General features: G+C 60.6%; 16 protein-coding genes. 5 read left to right on the forward strand and 11 right to left on the reverse strand.

Translation table 11 applies throughout. From position 1 onward, the window contains the following. The first annotated feature begins 74 nt into the window (after nt 1-74). Both D0550_RS22040 and D0550_RS22045 read left to right on the forward strand, forming a co-directional pair. On the forward strand, nt 75-1,175 hold the full coding sequence (locus D0550_RS22040; protein ID WP_153067266.1) for a hypothetical protein: 1,101 nt from the start codon (nt 75-77) through the stop codon (nt 1,173-1,175). Between the two features lie 75 nt (nt 1,176-1,250). Then, nucleotides 1,251-2,093: a leucine-rich repeat domain-containing protein gene (locus tag D0550_RS22045; protein WP_116811352.1), complete on the forward strand. Its 843-nt coding sequence runs from the start codon at nt 1,251-1,253 to the stop codon at nt 2,091-2,093. Between the two features lie 55 nt (nt 2,094-2,148). Here D0550_RS22045 and D0550_RS22050 read toward each other — a convergent pair whose 3' ends face one another. The 6 genes from D0550_RS22050 to D0550_RS22075 form a co-directional block, all read right to left on the reverse strand. After that, complete coding sequence (locus tag D0550_RS22050; RefSeq protein WP_116811353.1) at nt 2,149-4,155, reverse strand: MSCRAMM family protein; 2,007 nt, start codon at nt 4,153-4,155, stop codon at nt 2,149-2,151. 60 nt (nt 4,156-4,215) lie between these two features. Further along, nucleotides 4,216-5,469, reverse strand: coding sequence for a hypothetical protein (locus D0550_RS22055; RefSeq protein ID WP_153067267.1), 1,254 nt, complete (start codon nt 5,467-5,469; stop codon nt 4,216-4,218). A gap of 79 nt (nt 5,470-5,548) precedes the next feature. After that, nucleotides 5,549-6,946 (reverse strand): efflux transporter outer membrane subunit, encoded by a 1,398-nt coding sequence (locus tag D0550_RS22060; protein ID WP_116811355.1) that lies wholly within the window; start codon nt 6,944-6,946, stop codon nt 5,549-5,551. After that, nucleotides 6,943-10,140, reverse strand: coding sequence for an efflux RND transporter permease subunit (locus D0550_RS22065; protein ID WP_116811356.1), 3,198 nt, complete (start codon nt 10,138-10,140; stop codon nt 6,943-6,945). Before D0550_RS22065 ends, D0550_RS22060 begins: the two co-directional genes overlap by 4 nt. A 10-nt stretch (nt 10,141-10,150) precedes the next feature. Next, complete coding sequence (locus tag D0550_RS22070; RefSeq protein ID WP_116811357.1) at nt 10,151-11,311, reverse strand: efflux RND transporter periplasmic adaptor subunit; 1,161 nt, start codon at nt 11,309-11,311, stop codon at nt 10,151-10,153. 240 nt (nt 11,312-11,551) lie between these two features. Then, nucleotides 11,552-12,019, reverse strand: a complete 468-nt coding sequence (locus D0550_RS22075; protein WP_116811358.1) for an ester cyclase — start codon at nt 12,017-12,019, stop codon at nt 11,552-11,554. 520 nt (nt 12,020-12,539) lie between these two features. Between D0550_RS22075 and D0550_RS22085 the strand changes: the two genes are divergently transcribed. The 3 genes from D0550_RS22085 (at nt 12,540) to D0550_RS22095 (ending at nt 14,011) form a co-directional block, all read left to right on the forward strand. Continuing rightward, entirely contained in the window at nt 12,540-13,076 is a 537-nt protein-coding gene (locus tag D0550_RS22085) for a cytochrome b (protein ID WP_161965982.1), read from the forward strand. A gap of 23 nt (nt 13,077-13,099) precedes the next feature. Further along, a complete protein-coding gene (locus D0550_RS22090; RefSeq protein ID WP_116811361.1) occupies nt 13,100-13,489 on the forward strand; it encodes a DUF302 domain-containing protein in 390 nt (129 codons plus the stop codon). Between the two features lie 189 nt (nt 13,490-13,678). Continuing rightward, complete coding sequence (locus D0550_RS22095; RefSeq protein ID WP_153067268.1) at nt 13,679-14,011, forward strand: hypothetical protein; 333 nt, start codon at nt 13,679-13,681, stop codon at nt 14,009-14,011. Nucleotides 14,012-14,233: 222 nt separating this feature from the next. On the opposite strand, the gene D0550_RS22100 is transcribed toward D0550_RS22095, so the two are convergent. From D0550_RS22100 to D0550_RS22120, 5 genes are all read right to left on the reverse strand, one after another. Next, nucleotides 14,234-15,244 (reverse strand): hypothetical protein, encoded by a 1,011-nt coding sequence (locus tag D0550_RS22100; RefSeq protein WP_116811363.1) that lies wholly within the window; start codon nt 15,242-15,244, stop codon nt 14,234-14,236. 67 nt (nt 15,245-15,311) lie between these two features. Beyond that, the gene (locus D0550_RS22105) at nt 15,312-15,863 is read right to left on the reverse strand and encodes a hypothetical protein (RefSeq protein WP_116811364.1); all 552 of its coding nucleotides are present in this window, start codon (nt 15,861-15,863) and stop codon (nt 15,312-15,314) included. Nucleotides 15,864-16,004: 141 nt separating this feature from the next. Beyond that, nucleotides 16,005-16,301: a hypothetical protein gene (locus tag D0550_RS22110; RefSeq protein ID WP_153067269.1), complete on the reverse strand. Its 297-nt coding sequence runs from the start codon at nt 16,299-16,301 to the stop codon at nt 16,005-16,007. A gap of 512 nt (nt 16,302-16,813) precedes the next feature. Beyond that, nucleotides 16,814-17,377, reverse strand: coding sequence for a hypothetical protein (locus D0550_RS22115; RefSeq protein ID WP_116811366.1), 564 nt, complete (start codon nt 17,375-17,377; stop codon nt 16,814-16,816). Between the two features lie 103 nt (nt 17,378-17,480). Then, on the reverse strand, nt 17,481-18,971 hold the full coding sequence (locus D0550_RS22120; RefSeq protein WP_116811379.1) for an FAD-dependent oxidoreductase: 1,491 nt from the start codon (nt 18,969-18,971) through the stop codon (nt 17,481-17,483). Between the last annotated feature and the right edge of the window lie 12 nt (nt 18,972-18,983).

Raw genomic sequence — 18,983 nt, forward strand, 5'->3', positions numbered from 1 at the left:
GTTGCAGAGGGGGTCGTGGCATCCCCATAATCTGCGGCGTTTGAACTGCGGGAAAACAAGTAATGTGGAAGCTAGTGTTGTTGCTGGCGGCAGCCATCGGCATATCGGTGTGCGAGGCCGCTCCCAAGCGACCCCTCGATGCCGCCAACAACGGCAAACTGCGCGGAGCCGCTGTCTATGCGCAGGTCGACGAGCGGGGCTTCGGTGTGCAATTCGTGGCGCAAGACGGCTCCGATCTGGGCGCGCAATTGGGCGTGCTTGGCGCAGTGCTGGTCACGACCTTCGACGCAGGTGCAAATGCCCCACGGATCGAGGTTGCCTCGAGTCGCGCGGCCCGGCTGTCGCAGTCGTTCAACCATGAGCGGACGGCTGCGCAGTTCGGCGAATCGCTGCAGGCACAGCTTGGGCAACCGCCGTTGCTCGGAGCCGCGCTGACGATTCAAGCGCTGGACGAGGCGCGCAAGTGGGAGGCGGGGCAGTTCCCCGAGGCGGCCGCAGTACTGGCGAAAGTAGAGTACTCGTTGACCCAGGATCTACGCTCGCTCGAGGTGGTGCTCACCGCGAGCGCCGTAAGTAAAGACGCCGTCAAGATAAGGAAGCGTGGCAACAGGAAGGGCACGCCCGACGAGGGTATCGTCTATCGCAATCGGCTCGAGTACCGCTCGACGCCGCTCGCCTCTCACCCGGAAAAACCGGCGCAGCAAGTCGATGCCGAGATCGAGCAGATCAAGGAGAAATACTCGCAAGCCAATCTTTCCAAGTCGCGCGACCGCTCCAGAGCGAATATGACCACCGCCGAACGCGAGGCGGCGATCAAGAAGGAGACCGCACGGGCGCGCCAGTATCCGCCGGAATTCCTGGCTGAGTACTACATGAACATGTGGCTTGCCAATGATGCCGAACTCCTGCGCAACGAACTGCAGGCCGGCCTGGCGGGTGTTGCCGAATTGCTGGCGCGCGATCTGCAAGACGCGACGGTGGTCGATAAATCCTCCCGGCCGGACAAGTCCACGGTGGTGACGGGCGACAAGCGCGTCGTGTCCCGCATGAACTGGCTCCCGTTCGAGGGCTCGCTGGTGTCCGAGCCGCTCGACTACACCAGACCGGATAGCAACGCGATTGCCTATGCTCCCCAGGAGAGGGCTGAAGCGGCGACGCCTGCAGACGCGCAGTGAGATCGGGGGCTTCGCATGAAACCGGTCGTGTATAGTATTTGTCCAGGCGGTCTCTGATGATGCAATCGATCACCTATGACCCGGCAAGCCAATCCCTATCTCGACCGAACGGTTTCTATCGTCGAGACGCGCCCGGGTGACAGCGTGGTGCCGAAGGGTGTTCGAGCGATTGCTATTGTTGCCGACAAATCCAACTACAAAGCGCGCCCGAGTGCAGCAGGGATCGATGACGTTATCGCACGACTACCGGCGAGTCAGATAGATCTCCTGGAGATCGACTATGAATCTCGCAGTCGGACGCTACCTGACTTGCGACGTCTCACCAATCTCCGGTTTCTTCATATCGGCGGTCGGGATATACGAGAGATTGGCGATCTATCCAGCCTGACGAAGCTAGAGAGTCTCTATATCGCAAATGCGAAGGTCGAAACCCTTTCAGCGCTGAGAGCGGCCCCATTGAAGAAGCTGCGCCTGATTAGAGGCTCGGTAGAGACTGTCGATATCGAGGTGTCATACGCCCTTCTGCAAGCCTGCCAGCGGCTTAGACGGTTCGGGCCGGCTCGGATCCGTCGGCTTACGCTGGAGACCTGCAACCGCGTCGATTTACGCACTCTTAGCGAAGCATCTGGACTCGTGGAACTCCGGTTAATCAGTCGTACGCGGCTCGACGACGTCTCATTTCTGGAAGGGTGCAGTGAGCTGCGCACACTCGCCATGGCCACCAAAGCTTCGCCCACTGGCTTCGATTCCCTACGTCGATGCAAAAGTTTGCGAAATGTTTTTCTCGCACTGGGTAGCACTGCGCTACGCAAACTGGCTGTTCAGTATCCCGCCATCCTTTTCAGTAACGGCACTGTTTCTTATCGGGGCCGCGAGGAACTGCCCGGCTCGGCTTTCTACACTGCAGATTTGGACTAAGCAGGAGCGAACGCACGCGATCCTCTCCTGTCCGTCGAAACCCCCGAGGTATTGACTACTGTTTCTTGAAGGTCTCGAACCTCAAATCGAGCGCGGCGCCATCCCAGGACGAAATTTCGACCATGCCTGCACCGCGCGCGACGAGTTGCAGATGGCTGCCGGCGAGCCCGCTCGGCAGATAGCCGACGCCATTCTCATCGAGCTGCAGATTGGTGAAGATGCCGTTGCGCCCGCCGACGGTCTCCATCAGCATGATTTCGCGCACCGGCTTGCCGGCGGCGTCGCGGCCGCGGATCTCGACGCCAGGATCCTGGCGCAATAGCACAACGGGTGCGTCGCTTTGCGGATCGAATACGATTCGCTCGCGGTATAGCCGGTACCCCGGTTTGTAAACAGTCAGCGTGTACTCGGCCGGCACGACGCTCGCAATCTTGAATTGCCCCAATGCATCGGATAGAGCATGCAGCCGAATCGGCGGCGACTCGCCCTCGACGAAGTCGATATCCACCAATGCGCCGGCCATCGGCGCGCTGCCCGCTTCGTCGAGCGTGCGCCCGGTGAGATCGCCTCCCGACAGTTCGATATCGAATATCGCCTGGTTGTTGACCTGCACCGGCTTGCTGACGAATGAACCGGCGATCGCCACGTACTCGCCCGGCTCCATGTCACTCACAGTGTACGTTCCCGCCGCAGATGTCTTCACGCGATGCCATCCGGTCATGGCACCCGAGTCGGGTGGACGAACAAAGAAATCGAAATCGGCCAGCGGCTTGTTGTTACGAGTCATGCGCCCGGACAGAGAGGCACCGGGGGGAAAGTCAAGATTAACTGTGATATCCGCGTCCGCGGGCATCTCGATCGCCTTCGACACCTCGCGCGTGCGGTTGACGTCGGCCACCACTCGCACCGGCCCCGGCGCGACATCGTTCAATTCAAATTCACCACGCGAGTCGACGCGATTGTGGGAATACATGTTTTCCCCCTCGCGAAGCACGCTGATCGACACCTTGTCCAACAGCTCCGACCGCAAGCCCGTGACCTTGCCACGAAGAATGCGACCGGCTTTGAGCGCCAGCTGGATATTCGCGGCACTCCCGCGAAGCACGACGTCCTGCGTGATGATGGCGCTGCCATGCCTGCCCGCTATTTGATATTTGGCGTCATCGAGACCGCGAAATTCGAACGTGCCGGCCGGACCGGTATTGTGGGTGCCCGCAATGACGCCGTCCGACCGATACAGCGTTATCAAACCATTGCCGATGGGCTTGCCGGCGCCGGTTGTGAAACGGCCCGCGATGACACCCCCAGCAGACAGACCGATCTGCAACGACGGTGTGTTTGGCCCTACCTCCACCAGAACCGTGCGAGTGGTGTAGTTCTTTGCTTCCACCACCAATGTGGTGCGTCCCGGAGCCACGCTGTCGATGAGAAAACTGCCATCCTCGCCGGCCTTGTTCGGGCTCCTTCCGCCCGTGCCTCTGAGCGCCATTGAAGCGGTGGGATTGAGCACGTCGATGCCAGCCGCGATGCCCGCATCAGTGGCCTCGTCATAGACGCGACCGCGCACAGCGTGCCCTTTCTGCAGGGGGAGCAACAGCTCCTGCTGCGGCCCTGTGGTGATCCTGATATCCGGCAGTTCAAAACGTTGATAGCCGCGGGCCGTCACGGTGACGATCCATTTTCCGGGCAGCACATCGGTGTACTCGAAGCGGCCGTCGGTTGTTTCGAACGTTCGCTCCCGAGACTTGAAAAATTGCCACCGTTCTTCGCGCGGCTGACGCCAGACGATCTCAAACCTCGTTACCGGCTCGCCGGTTACAGCGTCGAAGGCGCGGCCGCGCAGAACATTTGCTACCGGAGCTTCGGCAGCTGGCGCCGGGATAACTGCCGATGATGCCGAGGACGGCGCTTCCGCCGACGGTGGCGGCGTTGGGAGTGCCTGCTGCTGCGTATCCGGAGTTGTTGGCTGCAAAGTTTCCGGCAGCAGTTGCCAGCCAAGCAATGCCAGGACTCCGACCAGGATCAAACTCGCGGCAAGACGCAAACGGCGTAGCAATTCCATGCTGCTGATCCAAAGGTGAATGGCGGCGGAGCCGATCGCGATATTATGCTCAGCAAAGCTTTACCGATCCTGACTGCGCCGAACAGGACTATCGGCAATAGCTGCGGTGATGCCCGTCGGCCGAATGCGATACTCCATTCGTCCGCGATGCGTTTCCATACCTGCGTCGTGAGGTGCACTCCGCTCGCCATCCTTGTGGCGCGTCGGGCTACCGATCATTACCCACTGATCCAGCTGCCGCGGCTTGCCTCGTCGCGTTTCAAAATAAGCCAGCAGCATCTCGAGCCAGCCATCGTCGTAGAGCGTGGCTACTGCTCCCACTTGCAAGCCGCTGCCCGCTTGAAAGCTGAAGCGCTCACTATTGGGCCCGATGTGCTCGATGTGAACGGACTCACCATTGACCGTCAGCGTGAGCTCCGACTCGATCTCTCCGGGCACTGGAATGCGCCTGCGGACGATGCCGAGCAGCGTCGCCTCCGGTGTTTCCGGGATCGCCGGCGTCAGCCCCACTTCGGCTCGCAGGCTCTCGATCCCACGCCGCCAACTTTGTGATGTTTCCGCGTGCGAGCGTTTGAGCGCGTCGAGCTGCTGCGGAGTCAGAAAGCTCGCTGCCTCCGTTTCGATACGATTGTGCCATCCCTCCTGCATGCGGAAATGATCTTGCTGTTGAGCCAGCGCGACCAGCGCCTGACTGCGCCCCGAGCCCTCCACATCGGGCGGTAAGGTTTGGTATGACGAGGAGGATATTGGAGACTTGCTGCCGTGGGCCGAATTCTCATGGATCAGCTTGGTGAGTTGCCAGATCGCCGTACCGCGGATCCTGTTCGCTTCATCGAAGGTCGCATTGAGCCGCGCGACATCGCGGGAAGCGGGCATCGACCGATATTGCTCGAAGCGGCTGAACGCCCGCTCACCCAACAACTTTTCGAGCTGCGCGTCCTTCTCCGACGCGACCTGATCCTGCGCGTCGGCGGTATCCCATTCGCTGCCGCGCGGATCCATGCTCTGCCTCGCGAGGAGATCGTAAAGATCGCCTTCGGTTTTCGCATCGATCTCCAGAACCTCACCGAGACGTGGATACAACTGCAGATACAATTCTCGCTGCCGCTGAAGTCGCTGCTGTTCAGTTTCGATGGGCAACACGGGCGGCTCCTGGAGTCCGCCGCCGATGATTACTTGCTGCGCAAAGAGTCGCGGGGGTTCGTCCGGCGCCTTCTTCTGCGCAGCCATAATGAGATCGGGAGAGTTGTGTCGCATCCAATTCATGAGCGCCACCAGGCTCAGCACTGCCAGCAGTATCAATGCCCACCGCATCCGTTCGCCCTCGTTCCCGACCGGGGACATTGTGCGCTGGCCGGGAATATTTGCAAATCGACGAAGGCCGCACGTCTTTTCACGGCGCCATCCACCCGCCGCCGAGCGCCTTGTAAACGGCAATGAGCGATGTGGCTGTCTGCGTGCGCCCCTGCGCGAGGCTGTCCTCGGCCGTGAGCGCGTCACGCTCAGCCTGTAACACGCTGAGAAAATCACTGAGGCCACCCTCGAATCGTTGCCGAGCGAGTTTTGCAGCCATCGTGCTCTGAGTCGCCGCACGCTCGAGCGTCGCTTCGCGCCGATGCGACTCACCGTAGGCGACTAGCGAGTTCTCCGTGTCCTCGAGTGCATTGAGAACCGCAGCCTCGTATGCAGCGAGCGCAATGTCCGTCTCAGCGCGCGCAATGTGGATGCGAGCCCGCACTCTGCCGAGATCGAATGCCGCCCATGTGATGCTCGGCCCCAGCGAATAAAACTCTGCGGCGCCGGTGCCGAGATCGCTCCACGCAGCCGAGTCATAGCCCACTGATCCAACGAACGTGATGCGAGGGAACAGGTCGGCCACTGAGACTCCGATGCGAGCGGTCGCGGCGGCAAGATTGCGCTCCGCGATCCGCACATCCGGTCGCCGCCGTAGCAACGCTTCAGGTCCGCCAATGGCATTGAGCGCGGGCAGCGCCGGCATCGGCTGCGCTGTGGACAGTTCAGGCCGGAGCACCTCGGGTTGTCGCCCGGTGAGCACGGAGAGGCGATGGATTGTGGTCGCAATCGAAGTTCGCAGCGGCGGTATCGTCGCTTCGGTCGTTGCGAGCTGAGCGGCGGCTCGCGAAACATCGAATTGCGTGCCGCGCCCCGCGTCCAACCGGACCTGCACCAGATCGAGCGTCTGACGCTGATTGACTTCGTTTCGCTTCGCAACCGCAAGCTGATCCTGCAACCCCCGTAGCACGCAGTAGTTACGAGCGACTTCCGCCGTGACGCTGACGATCGCATCACGCAGCGAAGCCTCAGCGGCTCCGGCATTCGCGCGAGCTGCTTGATTGGAGCGTCGCACGCGACCGAAGAAGTCGAGCTCCCATGAAGCATCGAAGCCCACATCGTACCTGTCGATGGTTCGCGGCTCATCCGGCAGGAGCAGCTGATTGCTGCTTATCTGCGAGTGAGAATAGAACGCAGCGGCAGTGACAGTTGGATATGAGTCGAACCCTGCGAGCCGCGCCGCCGCGCGCGACGCCTGCAGATTGCCCGCCGCTTGCGCGAGATCTTTGTTGGCTGTCAGTGCATCGCTGATTAACCGGTCGAGCATGGGATCGTCGAGCAGCGTCCAAAACTGCGCAATGACTTCCGATTCGCTGATATTCGGCTGAGTCGCGCCGCTGAAATGATCGGGCGTCGTCTGCACTGGCTCGCGATAGTCCGGCCCGACGGCGCATCCTGCCATCGCACCGAATACGAGCACAGTCGCGTGCAGTCTCATTGTGGTCCTCCGGGGACGACCTCAGGCGCCGGCTCTGGGCCTTGCGTTGCCGGAGATCGCTTGCGCCGTACCACCAACTCGATCGCCACGAAGAACACCGGCGTAAGAAACAGACCGAACAGCGTGACACCGAGCATGCCGGAGAACACCGCGATACCCATCGCGCGGCGCAGCTCGCTGCCTGCCCCCGTCGCCGTCACCAACGGCACGACGCCCATGATGAATGCGAACGATGTCATCAAGATCGGCCGCAACCGCAGCCGGCACGCTTCAATAGCGGCCTCGATCACGTCCATCCCCTGCTCCACTCGCGTGCGCGCGAATTCGACGATCAGGATCGCGTTCTTGCACGCCAATCCGACGAGGACGATGAAGCCAATCTGCGTGAGAATATTGTTGTCCCACCCGGACAACTTCACTCCGATCAGTGAGAACAGCACGCACATCGGCACGATCAAGACGATTGCGAGCGGCAGCGCCCAGCTCTCGTACTGGGCGGCGAGAATCAGGAATACGAGCAGCACGCAGAGCGGAAACACCAGCAGCGCCGCGCCCGATGCTGATTTCTGTTGGAAGGCAAGCTCCGTCCATTCATAGCTGTAGCCGTTCGGCAGCGTTTGCGCGAGAACGCGTTCCATGGCGGCAGTCGCCTGCCCCGAGGAATAGCCTGGGGCTGCCTGTCCGTTCACATCTGCGGCGAGATAAACGTTGTAGTGCAAGACTCGATCGGGGCCGGTGATGAATCGGACCCTCGCGACAGATCCGATCGGCACCATCTCGCCGGCGGCGTTCCGTGTCTTGAGATTCGCGATGTCGTCCGGTCGCGCGCGGAAGCGAGCCTCAGCTTGCGCGTAGACGCGGAACGTGCGCCCGAAGAGATTGAAGTCGTTGACGTAGGACGAGCCGAGATAGGTCTGCAACGTGTCGAAGATGCTTGAAAGCGCGATGCCCTGCCGCTTCACCTTGTCCCGATCGACATCCGCGTATAGTTGCGGGACGGAGTTTTGGAAACTCGTGTACGTAGCAGGCGCGAGCAGCTCGGGCTGCTGCCGCGCGGTCGCAAGCACTTCTCCCGTGACCTTCGCAAGCTCGTCGTAGCCCGCACCCGCACGATCCTCGACAAAGAGTTTGAAACCACCGGTTGTTCCCAATCCCTGCACCGCTGGCGGCGGCACGACGAGGATATAGGCGTCCGGAATGCTGGCGAGCTTCGCCGACAGCGTGCTGGCGATTCCCGCAGCGGACAATTCCTTCGTTCGTCGCTCCGAAAAGTCCCGCAGCGGCAGGAACATCACAGCCGCGTTATCCATGTTCACGAAACCGTTCGCCGACAGCCCGGGAAAGCCGATGGCGTGCTGAACGCCAGGCGTCGCGAGCGCAAGATCGGAGACCTGCCGCACGACTTGCTCGGTACGATCGAGCGATGCCGCGTTTGGCAACTGGATGACGGCGATCAGATATTGCTTGTCCTGCGTCGGAATGAAACCTCCAGGCACGATCCGGAACATCAGCCACGTGCAGCCGAGCAGGACTACGAACACGGCCAGGATCGCTAGCCGCCAGCGCGCCACGTCCGCAACACGCAATCCGTAGGCATGCGAGATGCGCTCGAAGAATCGATTGAAAACGGCGAATGGTTTGCCGAGGACGCGATCGATCACACGCTGGAAGCGGTCGGGCTTCGCGTGCTTGGGTCTGAGCAGCAGCGCTGCCAGCGCCGGCGACAAAGTCAGCGAGTTGAACGTCGAGATCACCGTCGAAGCGGCGATCGTGACGGCGAACTGGCGATAAAATTGCCCGGTAATGCCACTCAGGAACGCGACCGGCACGAAGACGGCGCACAGCACGAGCATGATGGAGATGATGGGACGCGTCACCTCCGCCATGGCCGCATGCGCGGCCGCGCGCGCCTCCAGACCGCCCTCTATTTTTCGCTCGATGTTCTCGACAACGACGATGGCGTCGTCCACGACGATACCCGTCGCGAGCACCAGCCCAAATAGGGTCAGTGCATTGATCGAGAAGCCCATCAGCAGCAGTGCAGCGAGCGTACCCACGATAGCGACGGGTACTGCGACAAGCGGCACGACGCTCGCGCGCCAGGTCTGCAGGAACACAACGACGACCAGCACGACCAGCAGGATTGCTTCAAACAAGGTGTCGACGACCGCCCGAATCGCATGGCGGACGAAGACGGTCGGATCGTAAGTGATGTCGTAGGTCAGTCCTTCGGGAAAGCTGCGTGACAGCTCCTCCATCTTGGCGCGGACCGAGTTCGACAGCGTGAGTGCATTCGCGCCGGGGAGCTGGAACACGGGAATACCGACGGCCGGCGCCGAGTCGAGCATGCTACGCAGATTGTAAGTCTCCGGCCCGAGCTCGATGCGCGCCACATCCCGCAGGTAGACGACATCGCCACCGTCGCCCGACTTGATGATGATGTTGCCGAACTCCGCCTCCGTGCGGAGTCGTCCCTGCGCGTTCACGATGTAGCCGAACTGAGTCCCTGGCATGGCCGGCTGCCCGCCGATCTGACCAGCCGCAACCTGCTCGTTCTGCTCGCGCACTGCGCTCAACACATCTTCCACCGTCATCGAGCGCGCCGCGATCTTTCCGGGGTCGAGCCACAAGCGCATTGCATAATCGCCCGAGCCGAACACGCGCACGTCGCCCATGCCCGGCAGTCGCGCGAGAACGTCGCGCACCTGAATCACCGCATAGTTGCGCAAGTACAGCGAGTCGTAGCGTCGATCCGGCGATCGTAGAAACACCACCATGGTGAGATCTGGCGAGCGCTTCTGTGTCACGAGACCGAGCTGGCGTACAACGTCGGGCAGACGCGGCTCGGCCTGGCTGACCCGGTTCTGCGTCTGCACTTGAGCGTCGTCGAGGTTTGTGCCGAGCGCGAACGTCACTGTGATGGCGAAGCTGCCGTCGGGATTCGCGGATGAGTCGAGATACAACGCATGCTCGACGCCGTTGATCTGTTGCTCGAGCGGTGTGATGACCGTTTCAGCAATCGTCGTGGGCGAGGCGCCGGGGTAGCGACCGCTCACCACCACCGTCGGCGGCACGACTCCCGGAAATTCGCTGATCGGTAGCAGCGGTAGCGCGACCAGACCTGAGACGACGATGATGATCGAAAGCACCGACGCGAAGATCGGCCGGTCGATGAAGAACGAAGAAATGCTCATGGCGGCGACATCAATCGCCGGCGGCCTGTGGTGTAGGCAACCCGGCGCCCATCGTCACCCGCTTGGGCGTGACCTGAGTTCCGGGGTGGACGCGTTGCAGTCCGTTGACGACGATGGTTTCGCCAGGTTTCAAGCCTTTGGTGACGATTCGCAACCCTTCCGTCGCGCGACCGAGCTTAACCGGCCGGTATTCGACCTTGTTGTCCGCACCGAGCACCAGCACGAAGTTCTGAGTCTGATCGGTGCCGATGGCGCGCTCCTCGATCAGAATGGCCTCGTGCTCTGCGCTACCGAGCAACTGCACCCGGGCAAACAAGCCGGGCGTGAACAGCCCTTGCTTGTTATCGAGCACCGCGCGTGCGCGGATCGTTCCGGTGCGCACGTTCAGCTGGTTGTCGACGAAATCCATACGGCCTTCGTGGGGAAAACCGTCCTCGTTCGCGAGGCCCACCCGAACCGGATTCGCGTAGTGGCGCGAGCTCGGCCGCTCGCCCGCGCGTGCCAGCTCGTTGTAGTGCAGATATGCCTGCTCGTCGCCTTCGAAGTAAACGTATATCGGATCGGTGGAGACGATCGTCGTGAGGAGCGTGCCGCCGTTGTTGCCGCCCGTGACCAGGTTGCCGCGGGTGACTTCCGCACGACTCGCCTGTCCGTCAATGGGCGCCGTCACGTTTGTAAACGAGAGATTCAGCGCCGCAGCATCGAGCGCCGCCTGCGCAGCTGCGACGCTTGCTTCCTGCTGATTGAGCCTGCTCACCCGCTCGTCGTATTCCTCCTGCGAAACCGCACCTGAGTTCTTGAGTTTGTGCACGCGCTCGGCTTCGAGGCTCGCGAGTTCCCGTTGTGCCTTCTCCAGGGCGAGTCCGGCTTTGGCGCGATCGAAGTCTGCCTGGTACGGCCGGGGATCGATGACGACGAGCGTCTCTCCCTGCTTGACCGCTTGACCTTCATGGAACAGCACGCGATCGATGTAACCGGACACGCGCGGCCGTACTTCGACAGTGTCGATCGCCTGGAAGCGGCCGGTATATTCGTCCCAATCGACGATCTTTCGCTGCAGAACCTGCGCGACCATCACTTCCGGGGCCGGCGGCGCCTGGTTCGGTTGCTTGCTGCAACCAAACAACGCCGTGAGCAGTGTTACTACTACGACCGTGACGACCGTTGGCATGGGAGGCACGTTAGGCCATCGCCAACTGATTCGCCACCGGGATTACGCACGCGTTTTGCCGCGACCACGGTATCTGGATTTACGGTCATGCCACAGTCCGTTCCGCACACGGCGCATCTGAGTTTGACCTCGCCGCGCCACCGAGAGACCCGCACTTTTTCATGCGGGCCTTTCTTCAATGACGGCAGGGGCTGTCACGCCACGCCAATGATGCGTGATGACTTCTCCCATCCCGCGGCATCAGCCATCGCCGTCAATGGCGGTCGCCTTGATTAATCCGAGCTGAGTTAGCGCGGTCACGCCGTCGTCCAAGCCGAGTTCTTCCACGATCTTGCCGTCGATGACCTTCAGCACCGTGGTGCCGGTGAAACGCATCTTGCGACCCGTCGCGGCAGGCAGACCACCGACCAGGAAGTCATCGAATGCCGGCCCCGTGTGAGTGCCACCACCTTCCCACTGACCGACCACATAGTCGCCTTCAGCGATCAGGTCAGCCGTACCCCAGAAGTTGAGGTCGGGGAACGCAGCACGGAAGTCGGTCATGAAGGACTTGATGTCCTCACGGCCGCGGCGAGGCTCGTGCAACGAATACTTGAGCAGCATATTCGGCGCGGCAATTGCATCGATCACCGCGAGATTGGCATTCTTGCCCCAGAATTCCGTGAACCAGCGGCCGACAACGGCCTTGTTCTGCTCTTGTTTGCTCATTGGAGAGATCCTCACAGTTAGTTTCGGGAGGATCATCGAAACCATTCGATGACCTGAGCAGCAGAATAGGCATCCGTGCGTTGTGCAAAACTCCGACTCTTGCTGATCAAATCAATTCGATGTCTTGTCTTGGGGGAATCCTCAGCGATGTCGTCCTCGAGAGACAAGAACGTCCGAATGCCTTCACGTCGATCGCACTTCATCGCCAATGCGACGGTGCCCATTCTTTCTCGAGCATGCGCGATAGAATATTGCGAATAGCTTAGAGTTGCACTTCGCGTTGATTGGCCAGGCTGGTACTAAGGATACTCGCGCGACTTCCACCAGTTGCAGTGACATGCCCCATGAGTGCGGGTCAGACGGCTCGACCGGACCGCGCGTGACATCGACGCTGGCACCCGAGCCATAGCGAGCTCTGGAGCCTGTCAGGGAAGCCCCTGCAACACTACGCGTAGCACACGAGTGCGCATTACGACGGCGCGGCGTGCAATGAGCGCACGCTCATCAATGGTGAATGTGCATGAATCTGCTCAACACGCGATCGCAGTACGGAGCGGTGAGTTGGACTCTCCACTGGATCATCGTGCTGGCCCTCGTGGCTCAGTGGCTGCTGTCGGAAGCCGATGAGGACTCCGTGCCGGTACCAGGATCGCAGCTCAACGCGCTGACACTGCATCAGTCCATCGGGTTGGCAGTGTTGCTGCTGGCAATCGTGCGGCTGGCGTGGCGCTTCTTCAACCCCAAGCCGGCTTGGCCGGCCGATATGAAATCCTACGAAGTCACGGTGGCACGCAGCGTGCACTTCGCCTTCTACTTTCTTCTGTTTGCGATTCCCCTGACCGGCTGGGCATTGTCTTCCGTCGAAGATGAGCCATTGCGGTTCTTCAACTGGTTCGACGTGCCGAGGGTGGCGCTGTCGAACGAAGATACGCTGGAGGAGATCCACGAGATACTGTTCAACATTCTGGTGGCGCTCGCCGTGCTCCACGTCTTCGGCGCAACCAAGCATTGGTTTGTCAGCAGACGCGCTCGCTCCTCCCCACGAACGGTGTCTTAGCAAACTCACTCGCGAGATCCATCATGGCGTACTACATCGCAAAAAGCGTTCCCGGTCCCTTCGATCGCGTACTCTCAAATGTGATCGAACAACTGAAGCGCGAAGGCTTTGGCGTTCTGTCCGATATCGACGTTCAGGCGACACTCAGAAGCAAAATCGGCGCCGAGATGCCTCGATATCGCATCCTTGGCGCGTGCAATCCAACATTCGCGCACGACGCTCTGCAGATCGAGGACAAACTCGGCGTGCTACTGCCCTGTAACGTCATCGTGCGTGAGCAATCCGAGGGACGAATCGAGGTTGCAAGCATCGATCCTGTGGTCGCCATGGAACGAACAGGAAACCCGGCGCTCGCAGACACCGCAGCCGAAGTTCGCCGCCGGCTGACCAGTGTCATTGAATCGATCCAATGAGGCTCGCGGATCGCCATGGGCCACCCGATCGCCAGAGGCGTCAAGTCGATTGTTCACTGATCGTCTCTGCGTTCCGGAAACCGCTCATCGGAACCAAACACCCCAAACAGGTATTTGACTCGCGGGCGATTTCGCTTCCATTTGTAAGGACACTGAACTAGGAAGGGCTTCCTTACGAGGACTGCCGTCATGAGCGTCAACCGAATCCTTGCTCCCGCACTGATGGGTTTGTTCGTAGTCTTCTCCTCCGCCAGTTTTGGCCAAAGCGAGGAGGAGTCGGAGGAGGAGTCGAAGGAGAAGCCGATACGTCTCGCCGAAGTACCGACAGCTGCGCGCGACGCTGCGCAGAAGACCTTGGGCACAGCGCCGACCGAGGCAAGAGTCATAAGCGGTACGACACCCCAGGAGTATGAGCTCACGGCGAAGGACAAATCCGGCAAGGAGAAGAGCGTGCACGTCCGCGCCGATGGAAAGGTGGTCAAGGAGGAGAAAGATGAGCATGAGGACAGGGACTACGAGTAACCTGGGTGCTCGCCAGGCGTCATACATTGCCGACTCATTGGCCATTCTCGCGAGGCCGCGATCACGCGTTCACTCTACGGTCGAGACGTTCCTGGCCAAGGTCAGGCTGACGCTCAGCCAGGTGACACTTGCAAGCGCGATCGCACTACGATGCAACACACGCACGCGCTGCAGCGCATCCATCTTCTAGTTGAGTGCACACACGCTGCTTGAACCATTCACTCAGAAGCGGAAGGCAACGTCCGCACCCACGGTCCATCCGGTGATGTTCGAGCCCCACACGTACGACCCGCCGATCCCGATCCACTGAACCTTCCAAAGCTGGTTGAGATAGTCCAGCACGAGGCGGCCGTGGACCTCGCTGATGTGCTGCTCCTGGAGCCCGTCTCTCAAACCGCCGAAGAGCTCGGAGCGGTTGTATGAGCCGCCCGTGCGCAGCTCGTGCCCGTAGATCTCGACACCGAGTGGCACGTCGACGTCGATTTTGAATGCGAGGGAGCCGGAGTCGCCGTGCACGCTCACGTGTTCGCTGGAGCTGCGAACGGTCTCCGTGTGGTAATACGTCGGCGTCAAGATCAGTTTGATGATGGTGCGATCCCAGTTCACGAGATACTGGGCACTCATGTCAGCGACGACAGTTGCCGTATCCACGGTCCAGCCAACCAACCCGAGCTGAGTCGCGGTGGGTAGATTCGCGCGCATGAACTCGCTGTTGGCCGTATAGCTGTTCCACGTGCGCCCATAGATCCCAAGCAAGCTTGGCGCCAGACTGAAGGCGTTGCTTATCCAGAATCGCGCCCCGCCGCCGAATTCGAGACCGAAGGTCCGGAACTCGTTGATGTCGCCCTCCAGCAGGGGCGAATGAATATTGTTGGTCGCCTCTATATAGCCCATATTCCCTTGCAGGCGCGGCTGCCAGCCAATGTCGAGGTTGCCGAGCCGCCGCGGGGCGCCCCAGTCGCCGGCGCCGCCAAGCTTGGACACGACCAGGCGCACATCGCTGCTCGAGTGCTGAAATGCACCCGTCGACCTGAAAGCGCCACCCGAGAGCCCGTAATCTCCCCCGAGGATGGTGAGCGCTTCGACGCGGTTGCCGAGCGCGCTGCGAATCTGCGCCTGCTGATCGGGGGTGATCTGACAGCGAGCCGAAGGTGGGTACAGACTGGCCAGGAAACATCCGAGCACAGCGAGGATGCCAAAGCCTGAAGGAAGAGAATCGCCGAGACTCTTCATGACCCCTCCTCTCTGGCTCGCGCCGGCCGTGAAGATCCCCGTCCAGCCCGTCGAGTCGCGAGGACAATCAGCGCTTGCGCAGTCGCACAGCCACGACTTCGCGCGGCTGAATTGCGACGTCATCGCCCGCTTCCATCTGGTCGAGCTTCACCTCGCGAGCGACCTTGAATGTCTCCTGCTTTCCATTCGGGTGTTCCACCGTCAGCAAACGAAAGCTGGCATCCACGGACAACACCTTCGCATGCGCCGCACCAGTGTCGCTCTCGCCCGCACCTTGCAACTGACCGTCTCGTAGTACGTAGACAGTGAGGTCCTCCGCAATCGTTGGCTGCACCTTGTCACCCGGGCGAATGGAGTCCACGTTCGGCACGCTCGGAGCAACTCGGTACCTCTTTGGCGCGGCCTCGCCCGGCGCCCGAAATGCAATGTGGCGGGCGCTCGCATCAACCGATTCCACGATCCAGGGCTCCTTGACGGACTCGACCCGGATGCCGCCCTGAATCAGTCCAGGCTCACCTCTGGGTTGCACGTTGGCTACCGGCGCCGTCCAGCAGCCGCTGATTCCCAGCACCGCGAGGCAAGGCAGCGCACTGAGAATCGCTCGGGGCAAGGGCGCCATATTTTTCAGTTCAGGAGCACGGCACCAGAGTTCAACGCACCACGAACTCGACACACAAGTGGTAGTTCGCCAGGAACTCCCCGCGCTCGCCTACCGTTCCCGCGGCGGCGGCAAAGAGCTTCGCTTATCCGCAGCCATCCATCACTGCAGCACCCATCTGATGAGCACCAGTACGAGCGGCGTGATTGCCAGGATTACGCCGGTGGCCGCCGCCCATCCTTCGAACCAGTTCAATGACCCTTCGTTCTCCCACGACATCCACTGCTCCGTCCGGTAAGAGTTAGCAACTTTGGCTGCCACGATGAGCAGAACTCCCGGAGCAGTGAGCCAGAAGGCCGGAGGGAAAATCAACGCGATGCAGACTGCAATCAGAAACAGGCTCGCCAGCCATTTCTTCACAGCACTACTACGCAAAGTGAATTCGTCCCTCTTCTCCATGCCCCACCGTCACAGTTCGACCGTACATCCGCGGGCGCTAGCTCGAAGTATCGCCGAAATGCGGCACTTTATCGCCGTGTCGATTGCCGCATAAAGCGAAGACATCCTTCTTGCTGGGCTCAGTTCCCGCCTGCACTGCCCTTTCGGTCGCGCATTGAGAGGCCTGCGGCGCACGCGACCGGTGGCAAGCTCCACACACAAATCAACATTGCCCCGGAAATGGAGGCGGCGTACTCGGTTTACGTCTACGACCAGCAGCCCGGTGGAAAAATGTTACTGCTCTTCTCCAAACCTCTCACGGAAATTCACTGATCACCGAGCGTGGCGACGAATCCTCTCTGTCAGCGATTCAGAATGACACGAACAAACCACCAGGATCTCGAGAAATGCTGCGCGATATCGAATGGCGACCAGTGATCGTCGCTCTGTTCTTTTTACGTCGGACCACTGGTTCCACCTGTCATCGTATCGTCACCTCATGATCGCGCCTTCGCCGGGTCGGTCCAGAAGCCCTAATCTCCTTGCAACCGCGGACCAAAAAACAGCGCTCGAACGTAACTGTTGAGGAGCGCGATCCAGTAGGCCGCGCTAAAGATAACTGACGAGCCGATCAAGCCCATCCACAGCCTGGACTCGCTCACACGAGCAAGCATTCGCGCGCGCCCCACCCTGTTCGCCAAGTCCTCCGGCTGCACGATCATGGTCGCGGGATAAATGACGAATAGCGCTCCAACCGCCATGAGCAGTAAGCAGACCTTGAAGCGGGAAAAGCGGCGAAGGGTCCTCTGATTCGGCTGAACCAGACTCGGGTACCTGCTGATCAGCACCGCGATCGCAGGCACCAACAGCCACTGCACGGCAAGGAACATCTTGGTTGCGACGGGGAATGCAGAAACCGCGGCAAAGCCGTCTATCGAAGGCACTGCAGCCGCGACGAAATCGGCAAGCATCGTCATCGCGGGCGGATAGCTCTCACCGCTATCGGGCAATACCAAGCTCAGTACAGTGCTTACCGCCACGAACAGGATCAACATCAGGCCTGCCGCCTGCACGATTTGTCGGTCTTCCCCACACATGCGTCATTCCGTTCGACAGTGCTCCTAGACCTGGACAGTGAACTTAACTCAGATTCCTCGGCGGCAATGAGAATTGACGCACATTGCATGTCCATGAGCGAAGTCACTGCAACAACCGATCAAGGTAGTCCTCCAAGGCTGCCAGTTCGTGTGACGCCACGATCGCGCCGATGTACCCGTCGGGTCTGACCAGCACCCAATCGCCGCGAGACACAGCGTACGCGTCCTTGAAATGGCCGCGCTCATCGATCAAATCGCCGTGCGTGCCGAATGTATAGACTCGCAGCCCCACTCGAGGGCGCACTCGATCTCGATCGACGTCGTAGCCCAACAATGTCCAGTGCGGTCCTGCCAGCAGGTCAAACAAACGCTTCCATTGACCGCCAGCGCCGCGGATCGGCGCATCGGGCGCGCGATCGCCAGCAAGCACGCCGCTATTTCGCGAGGGCTTCTGCAGCACGAGCGACGAAGCGAGATAGCCAATATCGAGCTGGTGAACTTCTCGGCCGCGACGAACCTCTCCTCGCTTGGCCGAGTCGAGCAGTTTCGTGGACAGGCCCAACACGCTCGCGGCAACTGGCCGTCGCTCCTCTTCGTAAGTATCGAGCAGCGCATCCAAACTACCGCCGATCACCGCCGCTATCTTCCAACCCAGGTTGTAAGCGTCCTGGACGCTGGTATTCAGTCCCTGGCCACCGGTTGGCGGATGAATGTGGGCGGCATCGCCGACCAGCAGCACACGTCCGATGCGATAGCGGTCCGCAAGCCGTGCATTCATGTTGTATGCCGATGCCCATGATACCGACTCGATGCGAATGTCCTTTCGCCCAGTGCGTTCGGCCACCATCGCGGTGAGACCCAGCGCAGACAAATCGATATCCCCTTCGAGCGCAATGGGCGCCTGTATTTGAAACAGGTCGGTGCCCGCCAGCGGACACACTCCAATCTGGGTTTCCATCGAATCGCTGTTGAAAGTGTGCCAGGCGCAGCGATCGAGACCCGTCAGCAAGACGTCCGCGACCACCGCGCGGACTCCGAGGGTTTTCCCCGAGAATCCGACATCAAGCGCATGACGGATGAAGCTGCGCCCGCCATCCGCTCCAATGAGATAGCGCGCGCGTATCGATTGTTCTCCGTGCTTGGTCATGACGCGAGCAGATATGCCATCGCCATCATCTTCAAAGCCGATTAGTTCGCATCCAAATTCACAAGCATGACCGAGCTCGGCTAGCCGTTCGCGCATGACGCGTTCCGTGAGGAACTGCGGGATCATGAGCGGAATGTGATATGGCTCAGCGGGCGTCGGCTCGCGTGGCTCGACGACATTTGAGTCTTCGTAGCTGCCGTCGCTACGATACTTCCGCTGTGGTGGATACACGCCACCACACGCGACGATGCGATCGAGAATGCCGAGATCTTCGAAGATCTCCTGAGTGCGCGGTTGGATACCTTTACCTCGTGAGCCGCGAAACGGTTCGTCGATCCTGTCGATCAATCGAAACCGCACACCCCGTCGCGCCAGATCGATGGCAAGGGTGAGTCCGGCTGCGCCGGCACCACATATCAATACGTCCGTTGCGTGGCGCTCGCTCATGCTTTGCTCCAT

It is taken from the genome of Steroidobacter cummioxidans, from assembly GCF_003104955.1.